This window comes from Yoonia sp. JB2-21 (assembly GCF_055693545.1).
Genome location: NZ_JBVFUC010000001.1, coordinates 1,222,859 through 1,244,131, shown reverse-complemented (window position 1 = coordinate 1,244,131; position 21,273 = coordinate 1,222,859). Strand labels below are relative to the sequence as shown.

Below are 21,273 nucleotides of genomic sequence, written 5' to 3'. Positions count from 1 at the left end.
AACCTGGCCCAATTGGAAGGAACAAAGAATGAGCCGATGCACTGAGATGGATGGGAAAGGCAAAGGTCTGTCGCAAAAGGCAGAACTATGTGTCGTCTCACAAAGAGAAAAATGGCGGACTGGGGAGGATTCGAACCCCCGACCCCTTGATTCGTAGTCAAGTACTCTATCCAGCTGAGCTACCAATCCGCGTATCGGGGGATTTAGACCTGACCGCCCCGCGATGCAAGGGCCAATTGAGATTCTTTCTCTATTCGGCCGCCGGAGCAAGCGCGAGGTCTTCTTTGGGCAGTTGCAACATGAACACGGTCCCGTTTTCGTCTGTTTGTTTCAGCTCCAACCGTCCGCCGTGGCCGCGAATAAGATCTGCGGCGATCACGAGCCCCAAGCCCGAGCCGCCTTTGCGTACACCACCCTGAAACGGCTGAAAGAGGTGTTCTTGCGCCTTTTTGGGCAAACCGGGCCCGGTGTCGGTGATGGTCAGGCACCATGCTTGGTCGTCTTCCACCGCCTTGATGCAAATCTCGCCGGGGTTGCCGGTCGCCATGATGGCCTGTCGCGCATTGCGCACAAGGTTGAAGATCACGCGGAACAACTGCTCTCCATCGGCGCGCAGGGTCATGGATGCCGGAATGTCCTCGGAGAATGACAATTCATAGTCACCCGCAGCCAGGCGTTCGCTGTCGATCACATCACCAACAATGCTTGCAAGGTTGACGCGCGCCAGAGTCGGAGCGGGTTCATCCACACGTCCAAAGGCCAGCGTTGTTTCACACAGGTTCACGGCCCGTGTGATCGAGTTGACAAGTTTTGGTGCCATGCGTTTGACCAGCGGATCATCCGAGGATTCAATACGATCGGTGAAAAGCTGCGCGGAGGTCAGTATGTTGCGCAAATCATGGCTTACCTTTGCCACAGCGCCACCTAACTGTGCGAGGCGCTCCTTTTGTTTGAGCGCACCGGTCAGTTGGGTTTGCATCATTTTCAGGGATTCCTCGGCGTCGCGCAGTTCTCGTACACCGGCAGATGGGGTGATGATCTGACGGGCATCTTCAGGCGACTTGGCGTAGGCCTGCATATGGGTGACCACGCCTTTGATCGGACGCACAAGGAATATCTGGACCGAAATGAACAACAGGCTGGCCGTGATGATCGAGATAAACGCAGACAAGAATAGAATATTGCGACCATAGGCCAAAAGCTCATTGCGCAGTGGCATTTCATCCATTGTGACTTCGATCAAGAGACCGCCGTCGCGCACAGGATTGCCGATAACCCGGATGATTTGTTCTTCGCTGTTGAACAGGGTCCGCATGGCATCTGCGATCAGCGTCATGCTGCTTGGGTCGCGCAGATCGTAGGTTTCGGTAATCGGCGAGGGTATCGGCGAAGACAAAGCCAGCTGTCGGATTTGGTCGCGCCGCAACACCACGTTATACACCTCGGCGTTCTTCAGCAGTTCAGCTTCCAGGGCGGGGCTGATCATATCGTCCGCTTCCAGAGCAAGTGACGCAATCTGCGCACGCTCGAGTCGCGCTAGCAAATAATCCTCACGAAACCGCGCGATGGAGGGCACGAAGATAAAAACCTCGGCCAGCATCACGAAGATCACCGTGAGGATCAGAAATCGACCTGAAAGTGAGTTGGTCATACTACCTCGCCTAAGGGCCTATGGCAGCCAGCGCTGCACAAAGCCTACGATACCCTTTACCTTTGGGCTTTCGAAAAGTCTTGGGCTAAAATAGGCACCCGCGGCCCGTTTGTTAACCTCACTGACAGTGGGGTAGGGCAGAACGGTGTTTGCAATGGCTGACATCTTCATTTTGTTGGCAATGGCCATGGCCCACATGCCGATCAATTCACCTGCCATATGGCCTGCAATGGATGCACCGACGGGGCGGCCCTTGACGACCATCACCTTGATCAGTCCCTTGTTTTTCCGCTCTGCGATCAGACGGTCATTGTGGTGGAAGTCGAAGCGGACCACTTCCAATGCGGCCCCGTGCTTCTTCTTGGCCTGCGCTTCGGTCAGACCGACCTGTGCCAGTTCGGGGTCCGTATACGTCGCCCAAGGGATATGATCGGTGCGTTGCTTGGACGGCAGACCAAACAGCATGGAGCGGATCAGAACACCAGCATGGTAGCCCGCGACATGGGTGAACTGCAGGCCACCTGCGACGTCACCGGCCGCATAGACCTTTTTGTTAGTGACAGACCGCAGATCCGGCCCAACTTTCAGGCCCGCACGGTCGTGCGCAATCCCGCCGGCATCCAGATCAAGCTTGTCGGTATTCACCTTGCGGCCCACGGCCATCAGCAGGTGCGAGCCCGTGAAATCCCCTTTGGGTGTGTGCACGGTGATCGTGCCGCCTGAGCCGCTGATCTTTTCGGCTTGGGCTTCTTCAACAATATTGATGCCTTCGTCTTTCATCTTTTCCAGCACAAAGGCCGCCATTTCGGGATCGTCTTTGCCAAAGGCTTTGGCACCCTCAATGACCGTGACGGCACAGCCCAAACGGCGATGCGCCTGCGCCATTTCCATGCCGATGGGCCCACCACCGATGACGATCAGATGCTTTGGCTTTTCGCGCAGATCAAAGATGTCTTCGTTGGTATAGTGTTTGACCGTGTCCAAACCAGGGATCGGCGGCACAAATGGGCCAGAGCCTGTTGAGACAACAAACCGGCGTGCTTCGATGATGTTGTCGCCAGCTTTCACTTCGGTTTTGGAAATGAATGTGCCGAATTCTTCGATCACGTGCACACCAAGGCCTTCGAAACGCTCAACGCTATCGACCGGGGCGATGGTGGCGATCACATCGTGAACGTGGTCCTTCGCCGCGCCATAATCGACCTGCGCTTCAACTTCGCCTACTCCGTAGGGCGCGCCGTGGTTCATGGCATAGGCCTGTTTGGCGGATGCGATCAGCGCCTTGGACGGCACACAACCATAGTTCAGGCAGTCACCGCCCATCTTGTGACCTTCGAGCAGGACCACTTTAGCGCCCATTTGGACCGCACCGGCCGCAATGGACAAACCACCCGAGCCGCCGCCAATGATGCAGATATCTGTTTTGATACGGTTCATGATTACAGGCCTTTCTTGCCGCGGATGGCGTTGATCGCAATGGGGAGAGCGGCAAGAACGCACAAGCCGATGATAGGGAAGATGATCTGTGGTTCAAAGATGATGCCGAGGTTCGGTGTCTCGCCGCGGGCAAAAACCTCGCCCAAGCCCGCACCGACAGAGGTGTAGACCACGGAACCGGGGATAATACCAAGGAAGGTTGAAATCACGAAGCGATGCAGCGGCACCTCAAGGAAGGACGGGATCAGGTTGGCAAGGAAGAAGGGCACGGCGGGGACCAAGCGGATCAGAAACAGCATCGACCACTGGTTTTCATCAATGCCGTCTTTGATTTTCTTCACAGCACCGTCGGAGTTCTCCAGTTTCTTGCCAAGGCTTTCACCAAACCCCCAGCGGGCGGCCAAAAAGATTGCTGTCGCGCCGATGGTGGCCGCTGTCATGTTGAACAGCGCGCCGGGGAAGGTTGCGAACAGAAAACCACCGGTGAGTGTAGCGATTGTTGCCCCGGGGAGGGAAAAGGCAACAATCACCACATAGGCTGCGATAAAGACCAAAACGGTCAGCAGATAATTGGCATCCCGAAAGCTCAGGAGGGTCTCTCGGTTTTCGGCCAACGCTTCGAACGTCAGGTAATCACGCAGGAAAAACGCACCCAAGAGGGCGACAATGCCGATGATGATCAGCGGCAGCTTTTTGAGTATCGGGTTGGCAGGGGCTTCGGTCATATCGGTCATCTCTCGGGTCCTATGGGTGTAGCGGTGTCTGTTTGGTTGCAGGTTAGATGACCCGATCGCGCGCTTTGCGATACCCACCTCACGGCGCATTGATGCAAAGCACCCCTGATGTTTCAGTTTTACGGGGTGCGCCCGTGAAGACTGTAACAATTGACGTGATCGAAATATGGGAATTGTTGCAGTTTCAGCCCGCCCCTTGCGTTGACATGGCATGCCACCCCCTCTAAAGGACGGGTCTGAAATGTAGTTCGGCTTCGAATCCCCGTCGTGGATTTGGCCATTAACCGGAGAGCACGCTATGAAGCGCACGTTCCAACCATCAAACCGGGTTCGCAAGAACCGTCACGGGTTCCGCGCACGTATGGCCACGAAGGCCGGTCGCAAGATCCTGAACAATCGCCGTGCCAAGGGCCGCGCGAAGCTGAGCGCGTAAGCGCAACAGCCGTTTTGACCGATTTGAAACCGCCGGTTGGGCCTGATCAGGGCGCTCCGGCGGTTTCTGTTTGCGTATTGACCAAGCGCGCCGACTTTGTGCGCGCGTCTCACGCCCACAGGCAGGGCACCCCCGGCATCCACCTGCAAGGCCGTAAGCGCGCCGATGGCGAGGCGACGGGCATCCGCGTTGGTTTCACCTGTTCCAAGAAAGTCGGCAATGCTGTCGCCCGCAACCGGGCCAAGCGGCGTTTGCGCGAAGTGGCCCACATTGTGCTGCCGAAAATGGGCCGGGACGGGTGGGACTATGTGCTGGTGGGTCGCAAAGACACAACGGCGACCCTACCTTTTGACACGTTGGTCGCTGATATGCGGCGTGCGATGAAAAAGGTCCACGGATGAGCCCCTTTGCTTACATCATCTCGCTGCCGGTCCGGGCTTACCGCATGGTACTGTCCCCATGGGTCGGGATGAGTTGCCGGTACCAGCCCACGTGTTCGGCTTACTCGCTGGAAGCGTTGGAAAAGCACGGGGCGATCAAAGGCAGCTACCTGACCGTGCGGCGTATCCTGCGCTGCCATCCATGGGGTGGATCAGGGATTGATAACGTACCGGACTAGACGGTCGCTAGTCTTTCACCCAAAAGAACCGCGCGTTGCCCAATTGTCCACCTCGCAGGTCATTTTGCGAAATGCAAGCGTCATGCGGATTGGAAAGACATCTTTGGCGTCATTTCTATACCGCAGTTGAAGCAGGACGCGATCAAAACCATCATCATGAACAATTCGTCGGACATCGTTGCCCAGAAAGATGGGGTGCCCGCCGATCCGGTGAACGCCCTGTCGTTGCTGCAGGTCAAAGCTGCGGTCTTGCAAACGGCGAATAGCTTTTCTCGTGTCTGCGCCTTTGATCGGGCGGGCTTCCTGATGGCAAATCTCGGAGTTGGGCGAAGGCAAATGGTAGACTGGCGGTTGAATGGAGTGGATCGCGACATCGACAGCTAGTCCAGTTGACGGCACCCCGCCATCGCACACCAATGCTTCGTCGGGATAGGCGGTCATGCCTTCGGGTCGCGCAAGAAAATGTCCGCCTTTGGGGTCAGGGTACCATGCGACGTGATGCGATATGGGTGCGTTCGGCTTGGTATGGCTGGGCCAGCCTTCGTCATTCAGGGTCGCAGCAACGTCTGCAAATACCTGCAAAACGCCTACCGTGGGAAAATCGTCCATAGGGGGCATTTGCTCAAAGTTGATCTGCGCCAGGAAACTCAACGGAACGCCTGTCGCAGAGAGGGGCCATTCATGTGACGCGTCAGGCACCCACGGTTGGCCACCTAATTTTGTATCCATCGTCGCAATGCTGTCGCTTTGCCTGGGTGTCAGTGACGCCATAGGCAGCGTATGCCGCTCCATTTCGGCGGTTGCTGCCTCTACCTCACCCAGCAAAACCGGCTTGCGCCCACGCTTGTGTTTTTCCACTTTGGCGTTTTCAAACCGCGCGCGGACAATCCGAAACAAAACGTAGAGAGCAACCGCTCCGACAAAAACCCACAGGACCATCCGTTACTTCCCAACAACCTACGGGGTAGGTAGGGAGCCTAGCTAGCCTTTTCAAATGATATCGTAACGATGCCGATATCCAACCCATACCGCTTCACATAAGCTAGGTTCAGCAAGCGATCGTCCGCCAACAACCACATCCAGTCGTCAAATGTCACGCGCAACGTCTCGGTCTCGCCCGTGGCCGATGGGATGGGCAGGTCGATCTCGTATTTCCAGTTGAAGCGGTCGCCTTGTTCCATCCCTGTCGCTTCGCCGATCACGCCGGGGGCGGTGCCAACCCATGCGTCGTCGCCCGTCTTGGTCAGTGTCCAGATGCGTTGCTCGGTCGATCCGTCTTCATAGACGAAATCCTCAACCAGCCGCAGACGCTCGCCATTCCAATCGCCATTGAGCGTGACAACAAAGCTACGACGCACGGTACCAAGGATATCCTGAAATTGCCCATAGGCGACCAACTCACCATCGAAGAACTCTTCAAGGTTCAACTTACGGTCACTCAGGTTAGGATCGTCAAATGACGGTTTGCCGGCACAGGCAGCAAGCAGGGCAAAGGCGGCAACAAGGATAAGGCGCATCATATTCTCCAGTGTTGTTGTTATTACGTCTGAAAGGCGGCTTCGGATGCCTTTGGCTAAAACATCAAGATCCTGCCGCGCTCTTGACCGAATTCACACAGGCATGTCGGCTTGCAGATCTCACCAGGTTATCCGGCAGCTGCAGGGCGGCCCCCTCTTTGACGGCTTGCCGCCCTAAAGGATTACGGACCTGCGCGCGGCCGAATGTGGCAATTGTGTGGAGGCTACGCTCACGGGATTTTTGCAGTTGCAGCATTGCCAAGGAAACAAGGCATGTTAGGTTCTCAAGGGGTATCGCAGAATTTGGGAAAATAGGGGAAACCAACCAAGTTTTGCCAGCTTTCGATGCTCTACTACGGGTCATCACTGAATTCAAATACCGACAGATTGCTGGAGCTGTTTAGAAATGCTTACTAGAATTGCGTGTATTCTGTTATGTTCCGTAGCGCCTGTTGCGCTTCTTGCACAGGACGTTGAATTGCGTTCTCCCGATGACTTTATCACCGTTGAGGGTGAGATCATTGACTTCAACGGGGTGATGCTGCGCGTTCAGACGTCTGTCGGTCCGGTGAGTGTGCCTGCATCTGAGGTTGTGTGTTTCGGCATTGGGTGTTTTGAAACCGTGGCCTCCAACTCATTTGGCCTGACGGCGGATGCGTTCCAAGGCATGTTCGAAAGCCGGGAAACAGCGGTTGAACCCGCATCCGATGAGATGACGATCGGCTTTGCTTCACCGATGTTTGCAACACTGTATCGCACAGTGTCAGGTGCATTCGCGGTTGCCAGTGAGAATTCTTCCAACGTCACGCTTGAACCCAACGGTGATATCGCGCTTGTCAGCGGGGATGGCGCGCAAACTGCACAGATTGCGTTCGCTGCATCGGACGAGGACAGCGATCTGACTATTCAGAGTTTTACGCTGAATGGTACCGCTCCGGCGGAGTTCTCTGACCCGTCGGGTTGGGCGGATGCGGCGAACCTTAGCCATCAGCTGCTTGGTTTGAATTCCTTCTCTGTCGTTGTGGCGCCAAACGCAGGAATTTCTCGGATTTCCATGAATGAGCTGGCGCGTATCTTTGCCGGTGAAGTGACGAATTGGTCCCAGGTCGGCGGTGCCGACGTCAACATCTTACCGCTTCAGATGCCGCCAAGTTCGCTTATCGCTTCGGACGTCCTAAGCCTTGTCATGGAGCCAGCAGACAAAGAGATCGCAAGCAATATCCTCACGATGTCTGAGGAAAGCGGGATCGTTGCATCGATTAACCAATTCCCCGGCAGCGTCAGCATTATGAGTTCTCAGAACGCCAATCCTGATCTGGTTGTCCCGGTGACGGGGTCGTGTGGTGTGCCGGTTATGCCAACAACCTTTAACATCGTGTCTGGCGACTACCCTTTGGTCCGTCCCATCATGGTCAACTATGGTCGTGCAGCAAAAACGCCCCTGGTGCCGCAGTTGTTCGATTTCGCATCGTCTGACGTTGCACAAGGGCTTCTGGAACGCGAAGGGTTCTTCAAAAAAAGCACTATGCTGCAAGATGGCGAAGAAAAAAATGCACGCCTTACCGGCTTGCTGGACGCATCACTAGATGTGTCACAGCGTGACGCGGCCGCTGAGATGTTTCAGGTGCTGTTTGATGCGGATCGCTTGTCACCGACACTCATTGGTGGGGCGACAAGTGGACCAGAGGGCGCGTGGAACCGTGGAATGATGATTGATCTGGCTCAGGCACTTTCAGACCCCGCCATTTCAGGTCGCGAAGTTGCGTTCGTTGGTATCGCTGAAACAACGGCTGGCAGTGACGCCGCGATCGCGGCGTCCGTCGCATCAGCCGCCCAGATGCAAGATGTCTTTGCACAGATCGCCGCTGATGAGATCGCGGCGAATAGCGTCACCCTGTCGTCGTTTGGTTTCGGCGATGTCTCGAAGGTGACGTGCATCGATGGGCAGGTGGCCGGTTCTGACTACACGCGTGTTGAGGTGTGGGTGCGCTAGCCCAAAAACCCTTTTTTATTCGTATTTCTGCGTCCGCTATTGATAAACATGTGGCGTGATATCGCTTAACAGCAGATCAAATGCTGTTGTATCGGTTATCCAAAGGGTGCATTTCGACGCCCAGCCACATAGGTAAAAGACATGAGCAAACGTATCCTATCCATCATCGCAGCGGCTGCATTGACGCTTTACGCCGGTGCCGTCTCCGCACAGCAGCTGAGCTTGTCTCAAATATCTGCCTATCTGAACCAGCTTCAGACAGCGCAAGGGGGCTTTACGCAGATTAACTCTGACGGAACCCTCTACACGGGGCAAATCTACATCAAGCGGCCTGGTCGTATTCGGTTTGAATATAATCCACCGTCTGACTCGATGGTGTTGGCAAGTGGCGGCCAATTAGCTGTGTTTGACACGCGTTCCAACACCGGACCAGAGCGTTACCCGCTGAACCAAACGCCGTTGAGCATTATTCTGGCACCCAATGTTGATCTGGAACGCGCGCGCATGGTGACAGATGTGTCATCTGACGGCACAACAACCAGCGTCACAGCGCAGGACCCCGACAATCCGAACTACGGCAGTATTCAGATGGTGTTTACGGCCAATCCTATCGAATTGCGCCAGTGGGTTGTGACGGATGATCTTGGTGTCGAAACAACCGTCATCCTGAATGATCTGATTTCAGGCGGCGCGATCCGTGACATCCTGTTCAACATTCGGGCTGAAACGCGTAATCGCGAAGGTTGATCATGGGCAGAATATGATAGGAAAGGCGGCCGTCAGAGCCGCCTTTTTCATGTCATCGCTTGCGACAGGCGCGCAGCTGCTGGTCATACATCACCGCGCGGGCCTCGACCTCTCCGGCGATACGCACCAACCAACTTTTGGAACGATAGGTTCCCCGGTTAAACCCTGTCCGTCCGTCATGGTAGGCCAGATATTGGTTGCGCGTGTCGTTTATTGGCACACCGGTTTCTTCCACCGTTTGCACCATATACCAGCCCATAAAGTCGGTCGCGTCGTCAATATCATCGCGGCGCGCGCGACGGCCGCCGGGGCCGTCTTGGTATTCTTCCCATGTGCCATCAAGCGCCTGACTGTACCCAAAGGCCGACGACTGACGCCCAACCGGGATGACGCCCAGTGCATAGCGATGTGGGGTTCGGTTGTTGCCGATAAATTTGCTCTCTTGATAGATCATCGCCATCAGCGTTGGCACAGGCACGCCATACTTGCGTTCAACCGCGTTGAAAGCACGAAGATATTCGGGGCGCTCGGACACAATACTGCAGGCATCATCCAAGTTCCGTGGCGCCGAGAATTCACCCGATCCGCCGCCGCAACTTCCCAGAAGCAACACACATGCCATTGCGCGAAAGATACTGCTCATCTGCCTCTCGCTTTTCTTTGTTTTTTCTTAGCATAGCGTGTTGCGGACTGCCTGTGAATCCCTAAGGCGGCCAGATCAGATCACAAATGCAAGGATCAGCGGCAAAACGATCACCGAAAGCAAGGTTGAGGCAACAACCAGCCCAGCAACAGGTTGCGCATCTGCACCGTACTTTTCGGCCAAAAGGTAGGATGTGACCGCGACGGGTGTTGCGACTTGCACGATCAGGACACCAGCGGCAATCGGGTCAAGGCCAAACCAAGTGGCCGCAAGCCATCCCGCAGCCCCGCAGATCGCGACCTTTATCACGGACAAGACAACAGCTTGTGTCATCGCCTTGGTTTCCAGCCGTGCCACAGCGACACCAAGTGTGATCAACATCATCGGGATCGCCATTTGGCCGATCAACTCGATTGCATTGGTCAGGAACTCTGGCGTTTCCCAGCCCCGCCACAAGAAGAGTGCACCCAGCAATGTGGCCCCAACCAATGGCTCTTGGATAACACGTCGCAGAGATCCCGCACCGGCAACCATCCAAATGCCTATGGTAAAAGACAAAATTGCCATGATCGCAAAGACGACAACGGCATAACCCAGCCCGATTTCACCGAATGCAAACAGCGCGAGCGGCAGACCAAGGTTTCCGGTATTGCCAAAAATCAGCGGTGCTAGATAGGTCTGCACGTCCAGTCGCGCCACCTTCACAACGACAAAACAACCGATCATTACAAGACCGTAGGCCACGAAAGACGCCAGCGACAAAGCAGCGAGCGCTTGTGGCGCGACCTCGATATTCATCAGCGCCACAAAGATCAGACAGGGCACTGCAAGGGTCATAGCCATGCGGGTGACAAATTCGACCCGATACTCAAACCCCAGCTTGACCCAGACAAATCCAACCGCCGCCAAAAGGAACACTGGCGCGGTGATATTGAGCACTGTCAGGGCGAGGTTCACAGACTGTTTCCTTTAATAATTGGTTGCAGGCGTGGACTTTGCACCGGCAGCGGACGTATATTGCCTCGAAATAGGAAGATCATGTTCAAAACGCGTGCTAAATATCATCTTGGCCAAGTGGTCCGTCACCGCAAGCACCCTTTTCGCGGGGTGGTGTTTGACGTGGACGCCATGTTTTCGAACACTGATGAATGGTACAATGCAATTCCCGAGGACAGCCGTCCCAAAAAGGATCAGCCGTTTTACCATCTTCTGGCCGAAAATGATCAGAGCTTTTACGTCGCTTATGTGTCTGAGCAGAACCTCGTAGCTGACTACTCTGGCGAGCCGGTGGATCACCCTGATCTGGATGATCTGTTTGGTCCGTTCGAGGATGGGCAGTACCCGTTGCAGGTTCAACTGAACTAGTCGTCAAACGCGATCACCTCTTGGTGCAGCGCGCCTAACCCTTCGATCTTCGTTGTCATGATATCACCGGGCTTGAGAAAGCATGGCGGTTTTTGTCCACCGCCTACGCCCGGCGGCGTGCCGGTCAGGATCAGATCACCGGGATGCAGCGTGATGAACTGACTGACATGTGCAACGATCTGGCGGACGGAAAAGATCATCGTCGCTGTTGATCCGGTTTGCATGCGCCGCCCGTTCACATCAAGCGACATGGCAAGGTTTTGCGGGTCCGCTATTTCATCTTTGGTCACCAAGTAGGGACCAACGGGGGCGAAGCTGTCGGCGGACTTACCCTTGACCCACTGCCCGCCCATCTCGATCTGAAAATGCCGCTCTGACACGTCGTTCCCGACAAAATATCCGGCGACATGATCCAACGCCACGTCTTCGGTGACATGCTGCGCGCGGCTGCCGATGGCAACACCCAACTCCACCTCCCAATCTGTCTTGGTAGATCCCTTGGGAATGATCACCGGGTCGGTGGCCCCGGTCACGGCACAGGCTTTCATAAAGAGGATCGGATGCGCGGGAATCGGCATGTTCATCTCTTCTGCGTGATCAAAGAAGTTCAAACCGATACAGAACACACGCCCCGTATCGCGTAGAAATGGGCGGGGCTTGCCGCTGATAACTGGCAGCGTGCCCAAGTTGACCTTTGCGAGCTGGTCCAGCGCGTCGGGCGCGATCTGTGCCGTAGTGACATCGTCAAGATGCGCGGATAAATCGCGAATATCGCCGTCAAGGTCGACAGCGCCCGGCTTGATCCCTTTTGATGTCTCGATCCGGCATAGTTTCATAAGGTGGCTCCTTTGTTGGTTAAATGCATAGCCGCACCCACCTTGGCATGCCAGAGGGGTGGTCAATGAAGCTGGCCATGTTACATCCATCCCCAAGATCAAAAGGATGCTCTGATGCTTGTTGTTGTTTCCCCCGCCAAATCCCTCGACATGGATCCCGTTGACGTGACCGCCACATCCCCTGAGTTTCAGGAAGATGCGGTGCGCTTGTCCAAGACCGCCAAGAACCTGACGTTGAAAGAACTTAAAGGTCTGATGAGCATTTCAGATGATTTGGCCCGATTGAACCGGGACCGGTTCAAGGTGTTTGCGGCGGATCCGGCGAAAGATGCCATCAAGCCTGCGGCTCTGGCATTCAACGGTGACACCTATCAGGGGCTTGAGGCCAAAACACTGAGCGATGCCGATATGGCATGGGCGCAGGATCACCTGCGTATCTTGTCAGGCCTTTATGGTCTGTTGCGTCCGCTGGATGCCATCCAACCCTACCGGCTAGAAATGGGCAGCCGGTTGAAAACCCGGCGCGGTAAATCGCTTTATGACTACTGGGGTGACACGATTGCCAAAGCGTTGAACGCACAGGCCGAGGCCGTGGGAACCGATACCTTGATCAATTGCGCCAGTCAGGAATACTTTGGCGCGGCAGACCACAAAGCCCTGAAGCTACGGGTGATCACACCAATCTTTATGGAGTTGAAAGACGAAAAGCCCCGCATCGTCAGCTTCTTTGCAAAACGCGCGCGGGGCGCGATGGCGCGGTTCGTCGTCGAAAACCGGGTGACTGAGGCGGAAGGCATTAAAGGGTTCGCGTCCGGCGGCTATGCCTTTGACGCTGACCTGTCAGAAGGCGACAAATGGGTCTTCCTCAGAGACTACCCAACAGCGACCTAGGGCTGGGCGACGGCCCCCACCAACCGTGGTTGGGTGATGTTCAGATAGACATCGGCCACTTTCTGCGCCTCGTCTCCTGCGTTGATATCCTGACTATAAAGCGCGCGCAGCAGCTGGAAATCGGGCCCGCGGTCTTCGCGGACAGTTCCTGTATTGTCAAAAGTAAAGACTGATGAGCCTTGTGAGTCATTCAGCAAACCCAGCGTTTGCATGAACTCCTCGTACAGACACTCTGCAACAGGTGTCAGCGCATCGTCCATATTAAGGAAAATGAAACCAGCGCGCAGTTCATCGTTCAGCGACATGAGGTTGAAGTAACACCGCATATCGCCGCCTTCTGCAAATTGCCGGCTGAGCCGCTTGGTGCTTTGGGTCAGCGCGCCAAAGGTGATGCCGTCTTCAAGACCGGTCAGAAAGATGAAGATGCTGCCTGTGACATTGATATCCTGATCTTCCTGTTCACCGGCAAAGGTCGCCCGCACAATCGATCCCGCAACACCATCATAGTCAGCCGCCGGCATGCGAAACTGCGCATTGCCGGCCAAACGTCTCTCGAATTGGCTCAGATCAAAAAACTCGACTGCGCCGATCCCGGGGAAATCAGGCACTTGGGAATTCACCATATCAACCAGCCCATGGATCTTTTCGCGATGCGGTTCACCATCATGGATAACGGTCAGCTTTGGCGGATACGCCCAGCGTCGCACGGTTCCACGCTCTGACGCCACGATCTCTACAACTTGATCATAGATCGGCTTTTCATCCGCCACGGCGACACCGGGCAGAGACATTGCGCAAAAAGAACATAGCGTCAGTAGTCGTAATACTTGTGGCATATCGGTACTCTCTGGCTGGTACGGTGACATGCCCCCACACATCCGACTATTCGTTGCTGCCAGACAAAAAGCGAGCGATTTTTTGCTGAAATCCGACCTTGACGGAGATATTGTTGACTGACGTGTCATCGCCGCAACAAGCGCAGCTACGGGTTGTCTGCGATGACGGACCCGGGGTTTACTGACTAAAAGTCTGCAGCAATCCGCATATCCCGCAATGGCCGCACGGCCTTGATGGACGCTTCATAGATGGGATGTGCCTTGTATGCCGCCAACGCCTCTGCATTCGCGAACTCTGCATAGACAATCACATCCACTTCGGAGGAAAGCGCGTCGTTTTGCGTGTTGGGCCGGACTTCAAATGTATTGCTGTGTGGGATGTCTGCCAGCATCTCCAGCCCCGCGATAATCTGTGGCAAGTCCGCTTTGTCCTTAGCGCTGAAAAAGACAACATGGCGAAGGGGAGGGCGGACAGTCACAGTTGGCGGCCTTATCAGGGATCATCTTTGCGGTGCTGTAGAAACATGACTGTGCAACGGTTGCAAGGGCCGGACCCGCGTCAGATCCGCTCAATGGCCAGTGCAATCCCCTGACCGCCGCCGATGCACATCGTGATCAATGCGCGCTTCCCGCCGGTACGTTCCAACTCATACATAGCCTTTACCGTGATGATTGCACCGGTCGCACCCACCGGATGACCCAGAGCAATTGCGCCGCCATTTGGATTAACACGCATGGGATCAAGCCTAAGTTCATGTGTGACCGCCAGCGCCTGAGCGGCAAAAGCTTCGTTGGATTCGATAATATCGAAGTCGTCGACTGTAAGTTTGGTTTTGACCAGCAAGTTCGCCACTGCGGGAACGGGACCAATGCCCATGACCTCTGGGCGGACACCGGCATGCGCGTATCCCAAAATACGGAACTTTGGCGTCAGACCGGCATTTGCTGCCGCATCGGCGGTTGCAAGCACAAGTGCCGCTGCGCCGTCGTTCAGGCCAGAGGCATTGCCAGCGGTGACTGATCCGTCCTTTTGAAAGGCGGGGCGCAGACCGGCGAGTGCTTCCATCGTGGTCGCTTTTGGATGCTCATCGGTCACAAAATCGACCATCTCGCGTCGCCGCTTGACGGGGACGGGCGTGATCTGGCTGTCAAAATACCCTGCTGCGATCGCAACCGCCGCGCGTTCCTGACTTTGCAAGGCAAATGCATCCTGATCGGCGCGGCTGATGCCATGCTCGCCCGCGACATTTTCTGCCGTAACACCCATGTGCCCGGTGCCGAACGGGCAGTTAAGCGCGCCCAGCATCATGTCTTGTGTGCGGATATCACCCATCTTCGCACCCCAGCGCTGGTCCGAGATGATATAGGGGGAGCGGCTCATGTTTTCGGCACCTCCGGCAAGTCCGAGCTCTGCATCCCCCAACATCAGTGATTGCACGACAGATACGATAGCCTGCACGCCCGACCCGCAAAGCCGGTTGACGTTCATGGCTGGGGTCGTCTCAGGGACGCCCGCATTCATCGCGGCAACCCGGCTGACATACATATCCTTGGGTTCGGTGTTGATCACATGGCCAAAGGCAACATGGCCAATTTGCGCACCCTCAACGCCTGAACGGTCGAGTGCTGCCTTGCCCGCAATCGTCCCAAGTTCGATCGGCGATGTCCCTGCCAAGGATCCACCAAAGGTTCCGATAGCGGTCCGCGCGCCACCCAAAATCACAATATCGGTCATCTCAGCCCTCCTGTCTGTCTTTGACATTGTGGTATCTCAGATACAGCAAGAGAACAGTAAGACGTGGCGGCAGAACTTGAAAAACTGCGAAATAGATCCAAATAGTATACTACAGTATACAATTTGGAGACGCTGATGCTTCAAGATCTAACCGGGGGCAATCCTTATGTGATCGTCGCTGTTTTCATTGCTGTTGTCTGGGTGCTGGTGCGCTTTGGGAACGGGCGGAACAAGAACGGGAAAGACTAGAATGATTGTTGCTTTGGACCATATCCAATTGGCCTTGCCTGCCAGACAAGAAGACAAGATGCGTGCATTTTATTGCGGGCTTCTGGGCATGGTCGAAGTTGACAAACCCGCAGCTTTGCGGGGACGGGGCGGGTTCTGGGCGCGGGCTGGCGCGTTGGACTGCCATTTTGGTGTCGACCCCGCATTTCACCCGGCAACAAAGGCACATCCGGCCTTCGTGGTTGATAACCTGGATGGTTTGGCCCGTACCCTTGCCAAAAAGGGTCACACAGCAACGTATGACACCACCTTGCCAAAGGTGACGCGTTTCTTCACGGTCGATCCCGTTGGAAATCGCATTGAATTTATTGGTCAGACCTAATCGACATCATGCAGGCCGCTGCCCTTCCCTTTGATATTTCACCTGCTTTGGTCGTTTTTCTGATGGTCATCTATTGGCTCTACCGCAGCCTCAAGCAACGCGAGAAAGATGAAAAGGAAGAGGACCCCCGGCCCAAGCTCCGACGGCGTGGTCCCGATATGGCGTTCAGCGCGGGGCGGGATGCGGCGCAGCAAAATGCGCGGTTTCAGAAAACCTTTATCCCGATGGAACCCGACGAAGAGCCGGCAATAAGGGCCTTTTACCTCGGGGAACTGGGTTTGACTGAAATGCGTGCCCCGGATTATCCCCAGAACCAAGACGGATTTTGGGCCGTCAGCGGGACGCGCCAAATCTATTTTGGCACACAGCCGAATTTTCCATTCGACACCAAGGCACTGCCCGCTTTTCCATTGTCCAACTTGAAAGATGTCGCCGCGCGGCTGCGCCAATCAGGCCATCATGTGGTGTGGAATCGCAGCGTTTCTTATGTCGAATGCCTTGTCGTTGAGGACCCGGCAGGCACGCAAATCGCACTAATCGGCGGTTAATCGGCCGCACAGACGTTTCCTTATCGATTTGGTGTGTTACCTCAGACCGAGGACCCAAGAAACCATGCTGCTGACTGTTCAAAACATACATAAGACCTATCAAACCGCTGACGGCCCTTTCGCGGTCCTGCGCGGCATTGATCTGACGTTGGATGCGGGTGAGACCCTCGCCCTGACAGGCGAATCCGGCAGCGGCAAAAGTACGCTTTTGCACCTGATTGGCGGTCTGGATACACCCGATGCGGGCCATATCATTGTTGATGGCAGCGATGTCGCAACGCTTGACGACAACGGTAGGGCGGCCTTGCGCCGTGGCACCGTTGGCGTGGTTTTTCAACAATTCAACCTGATCCCCAGCCTGCGGGTGATCGACAATATCGGCTTTCAGGCCCGTTTGGCAGGGCGCTATGATCCCGATTGGACACATGCCTTGGCTGCGCGTATGGGTCTGACATCGCAGCTGAACAAATACCCTGAACAGCTTTCGGGTGGTCAACAGCAGCGCGTCGCGATTGCCCGGACCTTGGCGCCCAAGCCGCGGATCGTACTGGCGGATGAGCCGACGGGAAATCTGGACGAAACGACGGCAGAGGCGGTTCTGGCGCTGATGTTGGAACTGGTGTCTGAGACGGGCGCAGGCTTGTTGATGGTGACCCACTCAGAGCGATTGGCAGAACGCATGTCGTGCCGTCTGCATCTGCGCAGTGGGCAGGTGGCATGACACGTACCACGTTGCAGGCATTGCTATCGCATTGGTGGCGCAATCCCTTGCAGCTTTTCACATTGCTTGCGGGCTTGGCACTGGCAACAGCACTCTGGTCCGGTGTTCAGGCAGTCAACGCAGAGGCCCGCGCCAGCTATGATGCCGCCGCCGCCACATTGGGCGAGGGGCAGTACGACAGGCTGGTCCGCCGCGATGGGCAACCGATGACGCAAGCCACTTACATCCGATTGCGGCGCGATGGTTGGTTGGTCAGCCCCGTTGTGCAGGGTCGGCTGGATGAGGTGCGGATCGTCGGGATTGAACCCCTGACCGCACCGCTGGGCCTTGGTCCTGTGGCACCGGCTGAAGGCACCGATATCGCCGCATTTCTTTCCGGCGAAGGTCAGCTTTTTGGTAATGCTGAGACAGCGATCCGTTTGGATGGTCTCAATGTGGTCATAACGCCAGAAGCGGCGCCAAACACTGCTGTCACGGATATTGGTGTTGCGCAGCGCTTGCTTGAGCGGCCGGGAGAGATCGACAGTTTGATTGTCTTACCAGCCCAACCGAAGGGGCGGACAGATTTGGGCACACTCGTCCCAGAACTCAGCCTGCAACCCGCACAAGGCGGCAGTGATATTGGCCGTTTGACAGATAGCTTTCACCTGAACCTGACAGCATTTGGCCTGCTATCGTTTGCGGTGGGCATCTTCATCGTCAACGGTGCCATCGGGTTGGCATTTGAACAACGACGCCCCGTGGTACGCACATTGCGTGCGCTCGGTCTGCCTTTGCGGCAGTTGGTGATCCTGATGGCGGTTGAACTGATGGTCTTTGCGTTTGTTGCCGGGGTCATCGGCGTGGCGCTGGGCTATGTGATTGCCGCGCTCTTGTTGCCCGATGTCGCGGCAACACTGCGCGGCCTTTACGGCGCAGAGGTATCTGGCACGCTGCAATTGCGTCCTGTGTGGTGGCTGTCAGGTCTGGCCATCGCGCTGGGGGGTACGGCGGTCGCAGCCGGTGGCGCGCTGTTCGGAATGGCGAAGATGCCTTTACTGGCGGCGGCGCAACCGCGCGCCTTGGCGATGGCGGCTGGGCGACGCGCACTCTTTCAGGGAAGTGCGGCGATCCTGTTGCTGTGTGTCTCAGCTGTTTTGATGTTCACGGCAAATGGCCTGATTGGCGGCTTTGCCCTGCTCGCATCACTTTTGATCGGTGCCGCACTTGGCTTGCCGCTGATCCTTGATCGGGTTTTAGCAGGATCAAGCGGGATCGCGAAATCAGTGACCGCGCAATGGTTCTGGGCGGACACACGGCAACAGTTGCCGGGGCTGTCACTGGCGTTGATGGCGCTGCTTTTGGCAATGTCGGCAAATGTTGGTGTCTCAACCATGGTGTCCAGCTTTCGACTGACATTCACTGATTTTCTCGACCAGCGGCTTGCATCGGAACTCTATGTGCGCACTGAAAACGAAGCGCAGTCCGCCGCGCTGATCGCTTATGCGGATGGGCGGGCGGATATCCTGTTGCCCATTCAAAATGTGGACATTGAAATCGCGGGATACCAGACAGAGGTTTTCGGCGCCCGCGACCACGCAACCTATCGTGACAACTGGGTGTTCTTGCAGCAGACCGATGGACCGTGGGACAGCACGTTTGGCGGGCAGACAATCCTGATCAACGAACAACTGTCGCGCCGGGCCAGTTTGAACGTCGGCGATCAGATCCGCTTGCAAGACAGGTCCTTTCCCGTCGCGGGTGTCTATGGCGACTACGGCAATCCCATCGGGCAGGCGGTGATCGGCGAAGACGTCTTCGGCCTGCTCTATCCCGCGGTGACACCGCAGAATTATGGCGTGCGCATAGACCCGGTGGCTGTGCCCGCGTTTGTATCGGGTTTGGAAGACGCAACGGGCATCCCGGCGACACAATCCGTCAACCAAGCCAATATCAAGGCCATTTCACTGGCCATTTTCGAACGGACTTTCACCGTCACAACAGCACTGAACGTGTTGACGCTGGCGGTTGCGGGCTTTGCAATCCTGATGAGCCTTTTGACATTGGCCAGCATGCGCGTCCCGCAGCTGGCGCCGGCATGGGCAATGGGCATGACACGTCAGCAAATAGGTCGGTTGGAACTGCTTCGCGCCGTGATGTTGGCACTGCTGACTGCGGTCCTCGCTTTGCCGCTTGGACTTGCTTTGGCATGGGCCTTGCTGGCAGTCGTCAATGTAGCCGCCTTTGGGTGGGAGTTGCCGATGTATCTGTTCCCGATGGATTATGCCCGGTTGGGGCTTTTTGCCTTGCTGGCAGCAGCACTTGCCGCACTTTGGCCTGCCAGACGCCTGGCCCGCACGCCGCCTGCGGATCTATTGAAGGTCTTTTCCAATGAACGTTAGGATGCTTGTTCTTGCGATTTGCCTGCCTGTCGCAGCCGTTGCACAGGGCTTTGCCGGGCTTGGCACCGACGCTGCGGGGTTCAGCGTGCCCCAGCCAGAGCCGCAATTTGACTTTCCGGCGGACCACGGGGCCCATCCCGATTACCGTATCGAATGGTGGTATCTGACGGCGAACCTCACATCAGACGACGGCACACCCTATGGGCTGCAATGGACATTGTTTCGGTCCGCGCTGGCCCCCGAGACGGGCGACGGCTGGACTGCGCCTCAGTTGTGGATGGGCCATGCCGCAGTGACGACACCGACCGATCACTACGTGTCTGAGCGGCTGGCGCGCGGCGGTATCGGCCAAGCGGGGGTCACGGTGGACCCCTTCGAGGCTTGGATCGACGATTGGGTGTTGCGCGGCGACTGGGATACGCTGCGCATGACGGCAAGTGGGTCGACCTTCGCCTACGATATGGCGTTGACGGCCCAAGGGCCGCTGATCTTTCACGGCGACGGTGGATATTCGGTCAAATCAGCGGCCGGGCAGGCCTCTTACTACTATTCCCAACCGTTCTTTGCTATCGAAGGCACGTTGCAATTGCCTGATGGCGATGTCGCTGTGACGGGCAACGCTTGGCTTGACCGCGAATGGTCGTCGCAGCCCTTGGCGGACAATCAAACCGGTTGGGACTGGTTCTCGCTCTCATTTGACGATGGAAACAAAATGATGGGATTTCGGTTGCAGCAAACCGACGGAAACAACTTCACGTCGGCGACTTGGGTGACACCAGATGGGCAAACGACCCCCTATACAGATGGCGCTCTGATCGCCACACCGCTAGCCGTGAACGATGACGACGTTCCCATAAGGTGGCGTGTCGAATTGCCTGCGCAACAGGTGGATGTGACAGTGCAGGCGATCAATGAAGACGCTTGGATGACGACCAGCGTACCCTATTGGGAAGGGCCGGTCCGGGTGACCGGAAGCCACGAAGGTGTCGGATATCTGGAGATGACAGGCTATGAGTGAGTGGTTTGAAACCGCAGAGGATATCCTGTCCAGAGTCTGGAGCACACTTGGCCGTGCCGTCGCCGATGCCAAACATCCTGCGCGCAGGCCGACGTTCGCAACGGTCTCACCCGACGGTTGGCCCGAGGCGCGGACCGTTGTCTTGCGCACCGCAGATCGTGAAGCGGGTGTCGTGACCGTCCATACGGATCTTTATTCCGACAAGATAAAAAGCCTGCGGGCCGTCCCCCGGGCCGCCCTGCATATTTGGGATGCAAAACAGGACATGCAAATCCGTTTGCAGGCAGACGTCTCAATCCGTTCCGGGGCTGAAACACAGGCGCTATGGAACAATATCCCCGATCACGCACAACAGTCCTACGGGGTGACACCACCACCCGGAACCGCGATCAAGACGGCTCTTGATTATGTCAAAGACCCTGATCCGGATACATTTGCGGTGTTGCATTGTGCCATCGCGACCATCGACGTTGTTCATCTTGGGGCTGCGCATCGTCGTGTCAGTTTTTCACGTGTCAGTCATTGGTGCGGACAGTGGCTTTCACCCTAACGACACGA

24 protein-coding genes and 1 tRNA gene are annotated in these 21,273 nt (G+C 56.2%); 13 read left to right on the top strand and 12 right to left on the bottom strand.

What is annotated here, in order from left to right:
* Window positions 1-112 precede the first annotated feature (112 nt).
* The 4 genes from ACZ1G5_RS06265 to ACZ1G5_RS06250 all read right to left on the bottom strand — a co-directional run bounded on the left by ACZ1G5_RS06265 (window position 113) and on the right by ACZ1G5_RS06250 (window position 3,822).
* Window positions 113-189: transfer RNA gene (locus ACZ1G5_RS06265), tRNA-Arg, on the bottom strand.
* A gap of 61 nt (window positions 190-250) precedes the next feature.
* Entirely contained in the window at window positions 251-1,651 is a 1,401-nt protein-coding gene (locus ACZ1G5_RS06260) for a sensor histidine kinase (protein WP_472732029.1), read from the bottom strand.
* Between the two features lie 18 nt (window positions 1,652-1,669).
* Window positions 1,670-3,088: a dihydrolipoyl dehydrogenase family protein gene (locus ACZ1G5_RS06255; protein WP_472732028.1), complete on the bottom strand. Its 1,419-nt coding sequence runs from the start codon at window positions 3,086-3,088 to the stop codon at window positions 1,670-1,672.
* A 2-nt stretch (window positions 3,089-3,090) separates the two neighbouring features.
* Window positions 3,091-3,822, bottom strand: a complete 732-nt coding sequence (locus ACZ1G5_RS06250) for a TVP38/TMEM64 family protein (protein WP_472732027.1) — start codon at window positions 3,820-3,822, stop codon at window positions 3,091-3,093.
* A gap of 298 nt (window positions 3,823-4,120) precedes the next feature.
* On the opposite strand from ACZ1G5_RS06250, the gene rpmH reads away from it, so the two are divergent.
* From rpmH to yidD, 3 genes are read left to right on the top strand one after another with little or no spacing between them, the layout of a single operon-like run.
* Window positions 4,121-4,255: a 50S ribosomal protein L34 gene (gene rpmH / locus ACZ1G5_RS06245; RefSeq protein ID WP_008231458.1), complete on the top strand. Its 135-nt coding sequence runs from the start codon at window positions 4,121-4,123 to the stop codon at window positions 4,253-4,255.
* 14 nt (window positions 4,256-4,269) lie between these two features.
* On the top strand, window positions 4,270-4,656 hold the full coding sequence (gene rnpA / locus ACZ1G5_RS06240; RefSeq protein ID WP_472732026.1) for a ribonuclease P protein component: 387 nt from the start codon (window positions 4,270-4,272) through the stop codon (window positions 4,654-4,656).
* Window positions 4,653-4,874: a membrane protein insertion efficiency factor YidD gene (gene yidD / locus ACZ1G5_RS06235; protein WP_472732025.1), complete on the top strand. Its 222-nt coding sequence runs from the start codon at window positions 4,653-4,655 to the stop codon at window positions 4,872-4,874. The genes rnpA and yidD overlap by 4 nt, the downstream gene beginning before the upstream one ends.
* Before the next feature lie 15 nt (window positions 4,875-4,889).
* Here yidD and ACZ1G5_RS06230 read toward each other — a convergent pair whose 3' ends face one another.
* Together ACZ1G5_RS06230 and ACZ1G5_RS06225 are read right to left on the bottom strand one after the other, a co-directional pair.
* Window positions 4,890-5,813 carry a DUF1963 domain-containing protein gene (locus tag ACZ1G5_RS06230; protein WP_472732024.1) on the bottom strand — a complete coding sequence of 308 codons (924 nt, stop codon included), beginning with the start codon at window positions 5,811-5,813 and terminating at the stop codon, window positions 4,890-4,892.
* Window positions 5,814-5,851: 38 nt separating this feature from the next.
* Entirely contained in the window at window positions 5,852-6,391 is a 540-nt protein-coding gene (locus ACZ1G5_RS06225; RefSeq protein WP_472732023.1) for a DUF3833 family protein, read from the bottom strand.
* Between the two features lie 478 nt (window positions 6,392-6,869).
* Here ACZ1G5_RS06225 and ACZ1G5_RS06220 point away from each other — a divergent pair, with 478 nt between their 5' ends.
* Both ACZ1G5_RS06220 and ACZ1G5_RS06215 read left to right on the top strand, forming a co-directional pair.
* Entirely contained in the window at window positions 6,870-8,384 is a 1,515-nt protein-coding gene (locus tag ACZ1G5_RS06220) for a PstS family phosphate ABC transporter substrate-binding protein (protein WP_472732022.1), read from the top strand.
* A 141-nt stretch (window positions 8,385-8,525) separates the two neighbouring features.
* Complete coding sequence (locus ACZ1G5_RS06215) at window positions 8,526-9,131, top strand: LolA family protein (protein ID WP_472732021.1); 606 nt, start codon at window positions 8,526-8,528, stop codon at window positions 9,129-9,131.
* A gap of 52 nt (window positions 9,132-9,183) precedes the next feature.
* Here the strand turns inward: ACZ1G5_RS06215 and ACZ1G5_RS06210 are convergent, their stop codons facing one another.
* Both ACZ1G5_RS06210 and ACZ1G5_RS06205 read right to left on the bottom strand, forming a co-directional pair.
* Window positions 9,184-9,774: a transglycosylase SLT domain-containing protein gene (locus ACZ1G5_RS06210; protein ID WP_472732020.1), complete on the bottom strand. Its 591-nt coding sequence runs from the start codon at window positions 9,772-9,774 to the stop codon at window positions 9,184-9,186.
* Between the two features lie 75 nt (window positions 9,775-9,849).
* On the bottom strand, window positions 9,850-10,731 hold the full coding sequence (locus tag ACZ1G5_RS06205; protein WP_472732019.1) for an AEC family transporter: 882 nt from the start codon (window positions 10,729-10,731) through the stop codon (window positions 9,850-9,852).
* 81 nt (window positions 10,732-10,812) lie between these two features.
* Here ACZ1G5_RS06205 and hspQ point away from each other — a divergent pair, with 81 nt between their 5' ends.
* Window positions 10,813-11,139: a heat shock protein HspQ gene (gene hspQ / locus ACZ1G5_RS06200; RefSeq protein WP_008231445.1), complete on the top strand. Its 327-nt coding sequence runs from the start codon at window positions 10,813-10,815 to the stop codon at window positions 11,137-11,139.
* On the opposite strand, the gene ACZ1G5_RS06195 is transcribed toward hspQ, so the two are convergent.
* On the bottom strand, window positions 11,136-11,975 hold the full coding sequence (locus ACZ1G5_RS06195; protein ID WP_472732018.1) for a fumarylacetoacetate hydrolase family protein: 840 nt from the start codon (window positions 11,973-11,975) through the stop codon (window positions 11,136-11,138). The genes hspQ and ACZ1G5_RS06195 overlap by 4 nt on opposite strands.
* 114 nt (window positions 11,976-12,089) lie before the next feature.
* Here ACZ1G5_RS06195 and yaaA point away from each other — a divergent pair, with 114 nt between their 5' ends.
* Entirely contained in the window at window positions 12,090-12,866 is a 777-nt protein-coding gene (gene yaaA / locus ACZ1G5_RS06190) for a peroxide stress protein YaaA (RefSeq protein WP_472732017.1), read from the top strand.
* Here yaaA and ACZ1G5_RS06185 read toward each other — a convergent pair.
* The 3 genes from ACZ1G5_RS06185 to ACZ1G5_RS06175 form a co-directional block, all read right to left on the bottom strand.
* On the bottom strand, window positions 12,863-13,732 hold the full coding sequence (locus ACZ1G5_RS06185) for a DUF2927 domain-containing protein (RefSeq protein WP_472732016.1): 870 nt from the start codon (window positions 13,730-13,732) through the stop codon (window positions 12,863-12,865). The two genes, yaaA and ACZ1G5_RS06185, sit on opposite strands and share 4 nt — an antisense overlap.
* Window positions 13,733-13,887: 155 nt before the next feature.
* A complete protein-coding gene (locus tag ACZ1G5_RS06180; RefSeq protein ID WP_472732015.1) occupies window positions 13,888-14,181 on the bottom strand; it encodes a Dabb family protein in 294 nt (97 codons plus the stop codon).
* Between the two features lie 80 nt (window positions 14,182-14,261).
* A complete protein-coding gene (locus ACZ1G5_RS06175) occupies window positions 14,262-15,437 on the bottom strand; it encodes an acetyl-CoA C-acyltransferase family protein (protein WP_472732014.1) in 1,176 nt (391 codons plus the stop codon).
* Window positions 15,438-15,687: 250 nt separating this feature from the next.
* Here ACZ1G5_RS06175 and ACZ1G5_RS06170 point away from each other — a divergent pair, with 250 nt between their 5' ends.
* The 6 genes from ACZ1G5_RS06170 to ACZ1G5_RS06145 all read left to right on the top strand — a co-directional run bounded on the left by ACZ1G5_RS06170 (window position 15,688) and on the right by ACZ1G5_RS06145 (window position 21,265).
* Window positions 15,688-16,047 carry a VOC family protein gene (locus ACZ1G5_RS06170; RefSeq protein WP_472732013.1) on the top strand — a complete coding sequence of 120 codons (360 nt, stop codon included), beginning with the start codon at window positions 15,688-15,690 and terminating at the stop codon, window positions 16,045-16,047.
* 8 nt (window positions 16,048-16,055) lie between these two features.
* A complete protein-coding gene (locus ACZ1G5_RS06165; RefSeq protein ID WP_472732012.1) occupies window positions 16,056-16,595 on the top strand; it encodes a hypothetical protein in 540 nt (179 codons plus the stop codon).
* 64 nt (window positions 16,596-16,659) lie between these two features.
* Window positions 16,660-17,316, top strand: a complete 657-nt coding sequence (locus tag ACZ1G5_RS06160; RefSeq protein WP_472732011.1) for an ABC transporter ATP-binding protein — start codon at window positions 16,660-16,662, stop codon at window positions 17,314-17,316.
* Window positions 17,313-19,697, top strand: a complete 2,385-nt coding sequence (locus ACZ1G5_RS06155) for an FtsX-like permease family protein (RefSeq protein WP_472732010.1) — start codon at window positions 17,313-17,315, stop codon at window positions 19,695-19,697. The genes ACZ1G5_RS06160 and ACZ1G5_RS06155 overlap by 4 nt, the downstream gene beginning before the upstream one ends.
* Window positions 19,687-20,715 (top strand): lipocalin-like domain-containing protein, encoded by a 1,029-nt coding sequence (locus ACZ1G5_RS06150; protein ID WP_472732009.1) that lies wholly within the window; start codon window positions 19,687-19,689, stop codon window positions 20,713-20,715. The genes ACZ1G5_RS06155 and ACZ1G5_RS06150 overlap by 11 nt, the downstream gene beginning before the upstream one ends.
* Entirely contained in the window at window positions 20,708-21,265 is a 558-nt protein-coding gene (locus ACZ1G5_RS06145) for a pyridoxamine 5'-phosphate oxidase family protein (RefSeq protein WP_472732008.1), read from the top strand. The genes ACZ1G5_RS06150 and ACZ1G5_RS06145 overlap by 8 nt, the downstream gene beginning before the upstream one ends.
* The last annotated feature ends 8 nt before the right edge of the window (window positions 21,266-21,273 follow it).

What these genes read in the sequence shown, in the direction of transcription:
- ACZ1G5_RS06210 (WP_472732020.1), bottom strand. Translation starts at nt 9,774, where the DNA reads ATGAGCAGTATCTTTCGCGCAATGGCATGTGTGTTGCTTCTGGGAAGT.
- ACZ1G5_RS06170 (WP_472732013.1), top strand. Translation starts at nt 15,688, where the DNA reads ATGATTGTTGCTTTGGACCATATCCAATTGGCCTTGCCTGCCAGACAA.
- ACZ1G5_RS06155 (WP_472732010.1), top strand. Translation starts at nt 17,313, where the DNA reads ATGACACGTACCACGTTGCAGGCATTGCTATCGCATTGGTGGCGCAAT.
- ACZ1G5_RS06260 (WP_472732029.1), bottom strand. Translation starts at nt 1,651, where the DNA reads ATGACCAACTCACTTTCAGGTCGATTTCTGATCCTCACGGTGATCTTC.
- ACZ1G5_RS06160 (WP_472732011.1), top strand. Translation starts at nt 16,660, where the DNA reads ATGCTGCTGACTGTTCAAAACATACATAAGACCTATCAAACCGCTGAC.
- ACZ1G5_RS06215 (WP_472732021.1), top strand. Translation starts at nt 8,526, where the DNA reads ATGAGCAAACGTATCCTATCCATCATCGCAGCGGCTGCATTGACGCTT.
- ACZ1G5_RS06195 (WP_472732018.1), bottom strand. Translation starts at nt 11,975, where the DNA reads ATGAAACTATGCCGGATCGAGACATCAAAAGGGATCAAGCCGGGCGCT.
- ACZ1G5_RS06165 (WP_472732012.1), top strand. Translation starts at nt 16,056, where the DNA reads ATGCAGGCCGCTGCCCTTCCCTTTGATATTTCACCTGCTTTGGTCGTT.
- ACZ1G5_RS06175 (WP_472732014.1), bottom strand. Translation starts at nt 15,437, where the DNA reads ATGACCGATATTGTGATTTTGGGTGGCGCGCGGACCGCTATCGGAACC.
- yaaA (WP_472732017.1), top strand. Translation starts at nt 12,090, where the DNA reads ATGCTTGTTGTTGTTTCCCCCGCCAAATCCCTCGACATGGATCCCGTT.
- ACZ1G5_RS06255 (WP_472732028.1), bottom strand. Translation starts at nt 3,088, where the DNA reads ATGAACCGTATCAAAACAGATATCTGCATCATTGGCGGCGGCTCGGGT.
- ACZ1G5_RS06250 (WP_472732027.1), bottom strand. Translation starts at nt 3,822, where the DNA reads ATGACCGATATGACCGAAGCCCCTGCCAACCCGATACTCAAAAAGCTG.
- yidD (WP_472732025.1), top strand. Translation starts at nt 4,653, where the DNA reads ATGAGCCCCTTTGCTTACATCATCTCGCTGCCGGTCCGGGCTTACCGC.
- rpmH (WP_008231458.1), top strand. Translation starts at nt 4,121, where the DNA reads ATGAAGCGCACGTTCCAACCATCAAACCGGGTTCGCAAGAACCGTCAC.
- ACZ1G5_RS06185 (WP_472732016.1), bottom strand. Translation starts at nt 13,732, where the DNA reads ATGTCACCGTACCAGCCAGAGAGTACCGATATGCCACAAGTATTACGA.
- ACZ1G5_RS06230 (WP_472732024.1), bottom strand. Translation starts at nt 5,813, where the DNA reads ATGGTCCTGTGGGTTTTTGTCGGAGCGGTTGCTCTCTACGTTTTGTTT.
- ACZ1G5_RS06150 (WP_472732009.1), top strand. Translation starts at nt 19,687, where the DNA reads ATGAACGTTAGGATGCTTGTTCTTGCGATTTGCCTGCCTGTCGCAGCC.
- hspQ (WP_008231445.1), top strand. Translation starts at nt 10,813, where the DNA reads ATGTTCAAAACGCGTGCTAAATATCATCTTGGCCAAGTGGTCCGTCAC.
- ACZ1G5_RS06145 (WP_472732008.1), top strand. Translation starts at nt 20,708, where the DNA reads ATGAGTGAGTGGTTTGAAACCGCAGAGGATATCCTGTCCAGAGTCTGG.
- ACZ1G5_RS06225 (WP_472732023.1), bottom strand. Translation starts at nt 6,391, where the DNA reads ATGCGCCTTATCCTTGTTGCCGCCTTTGCCCTGCTTGCTGCCTGTGCC.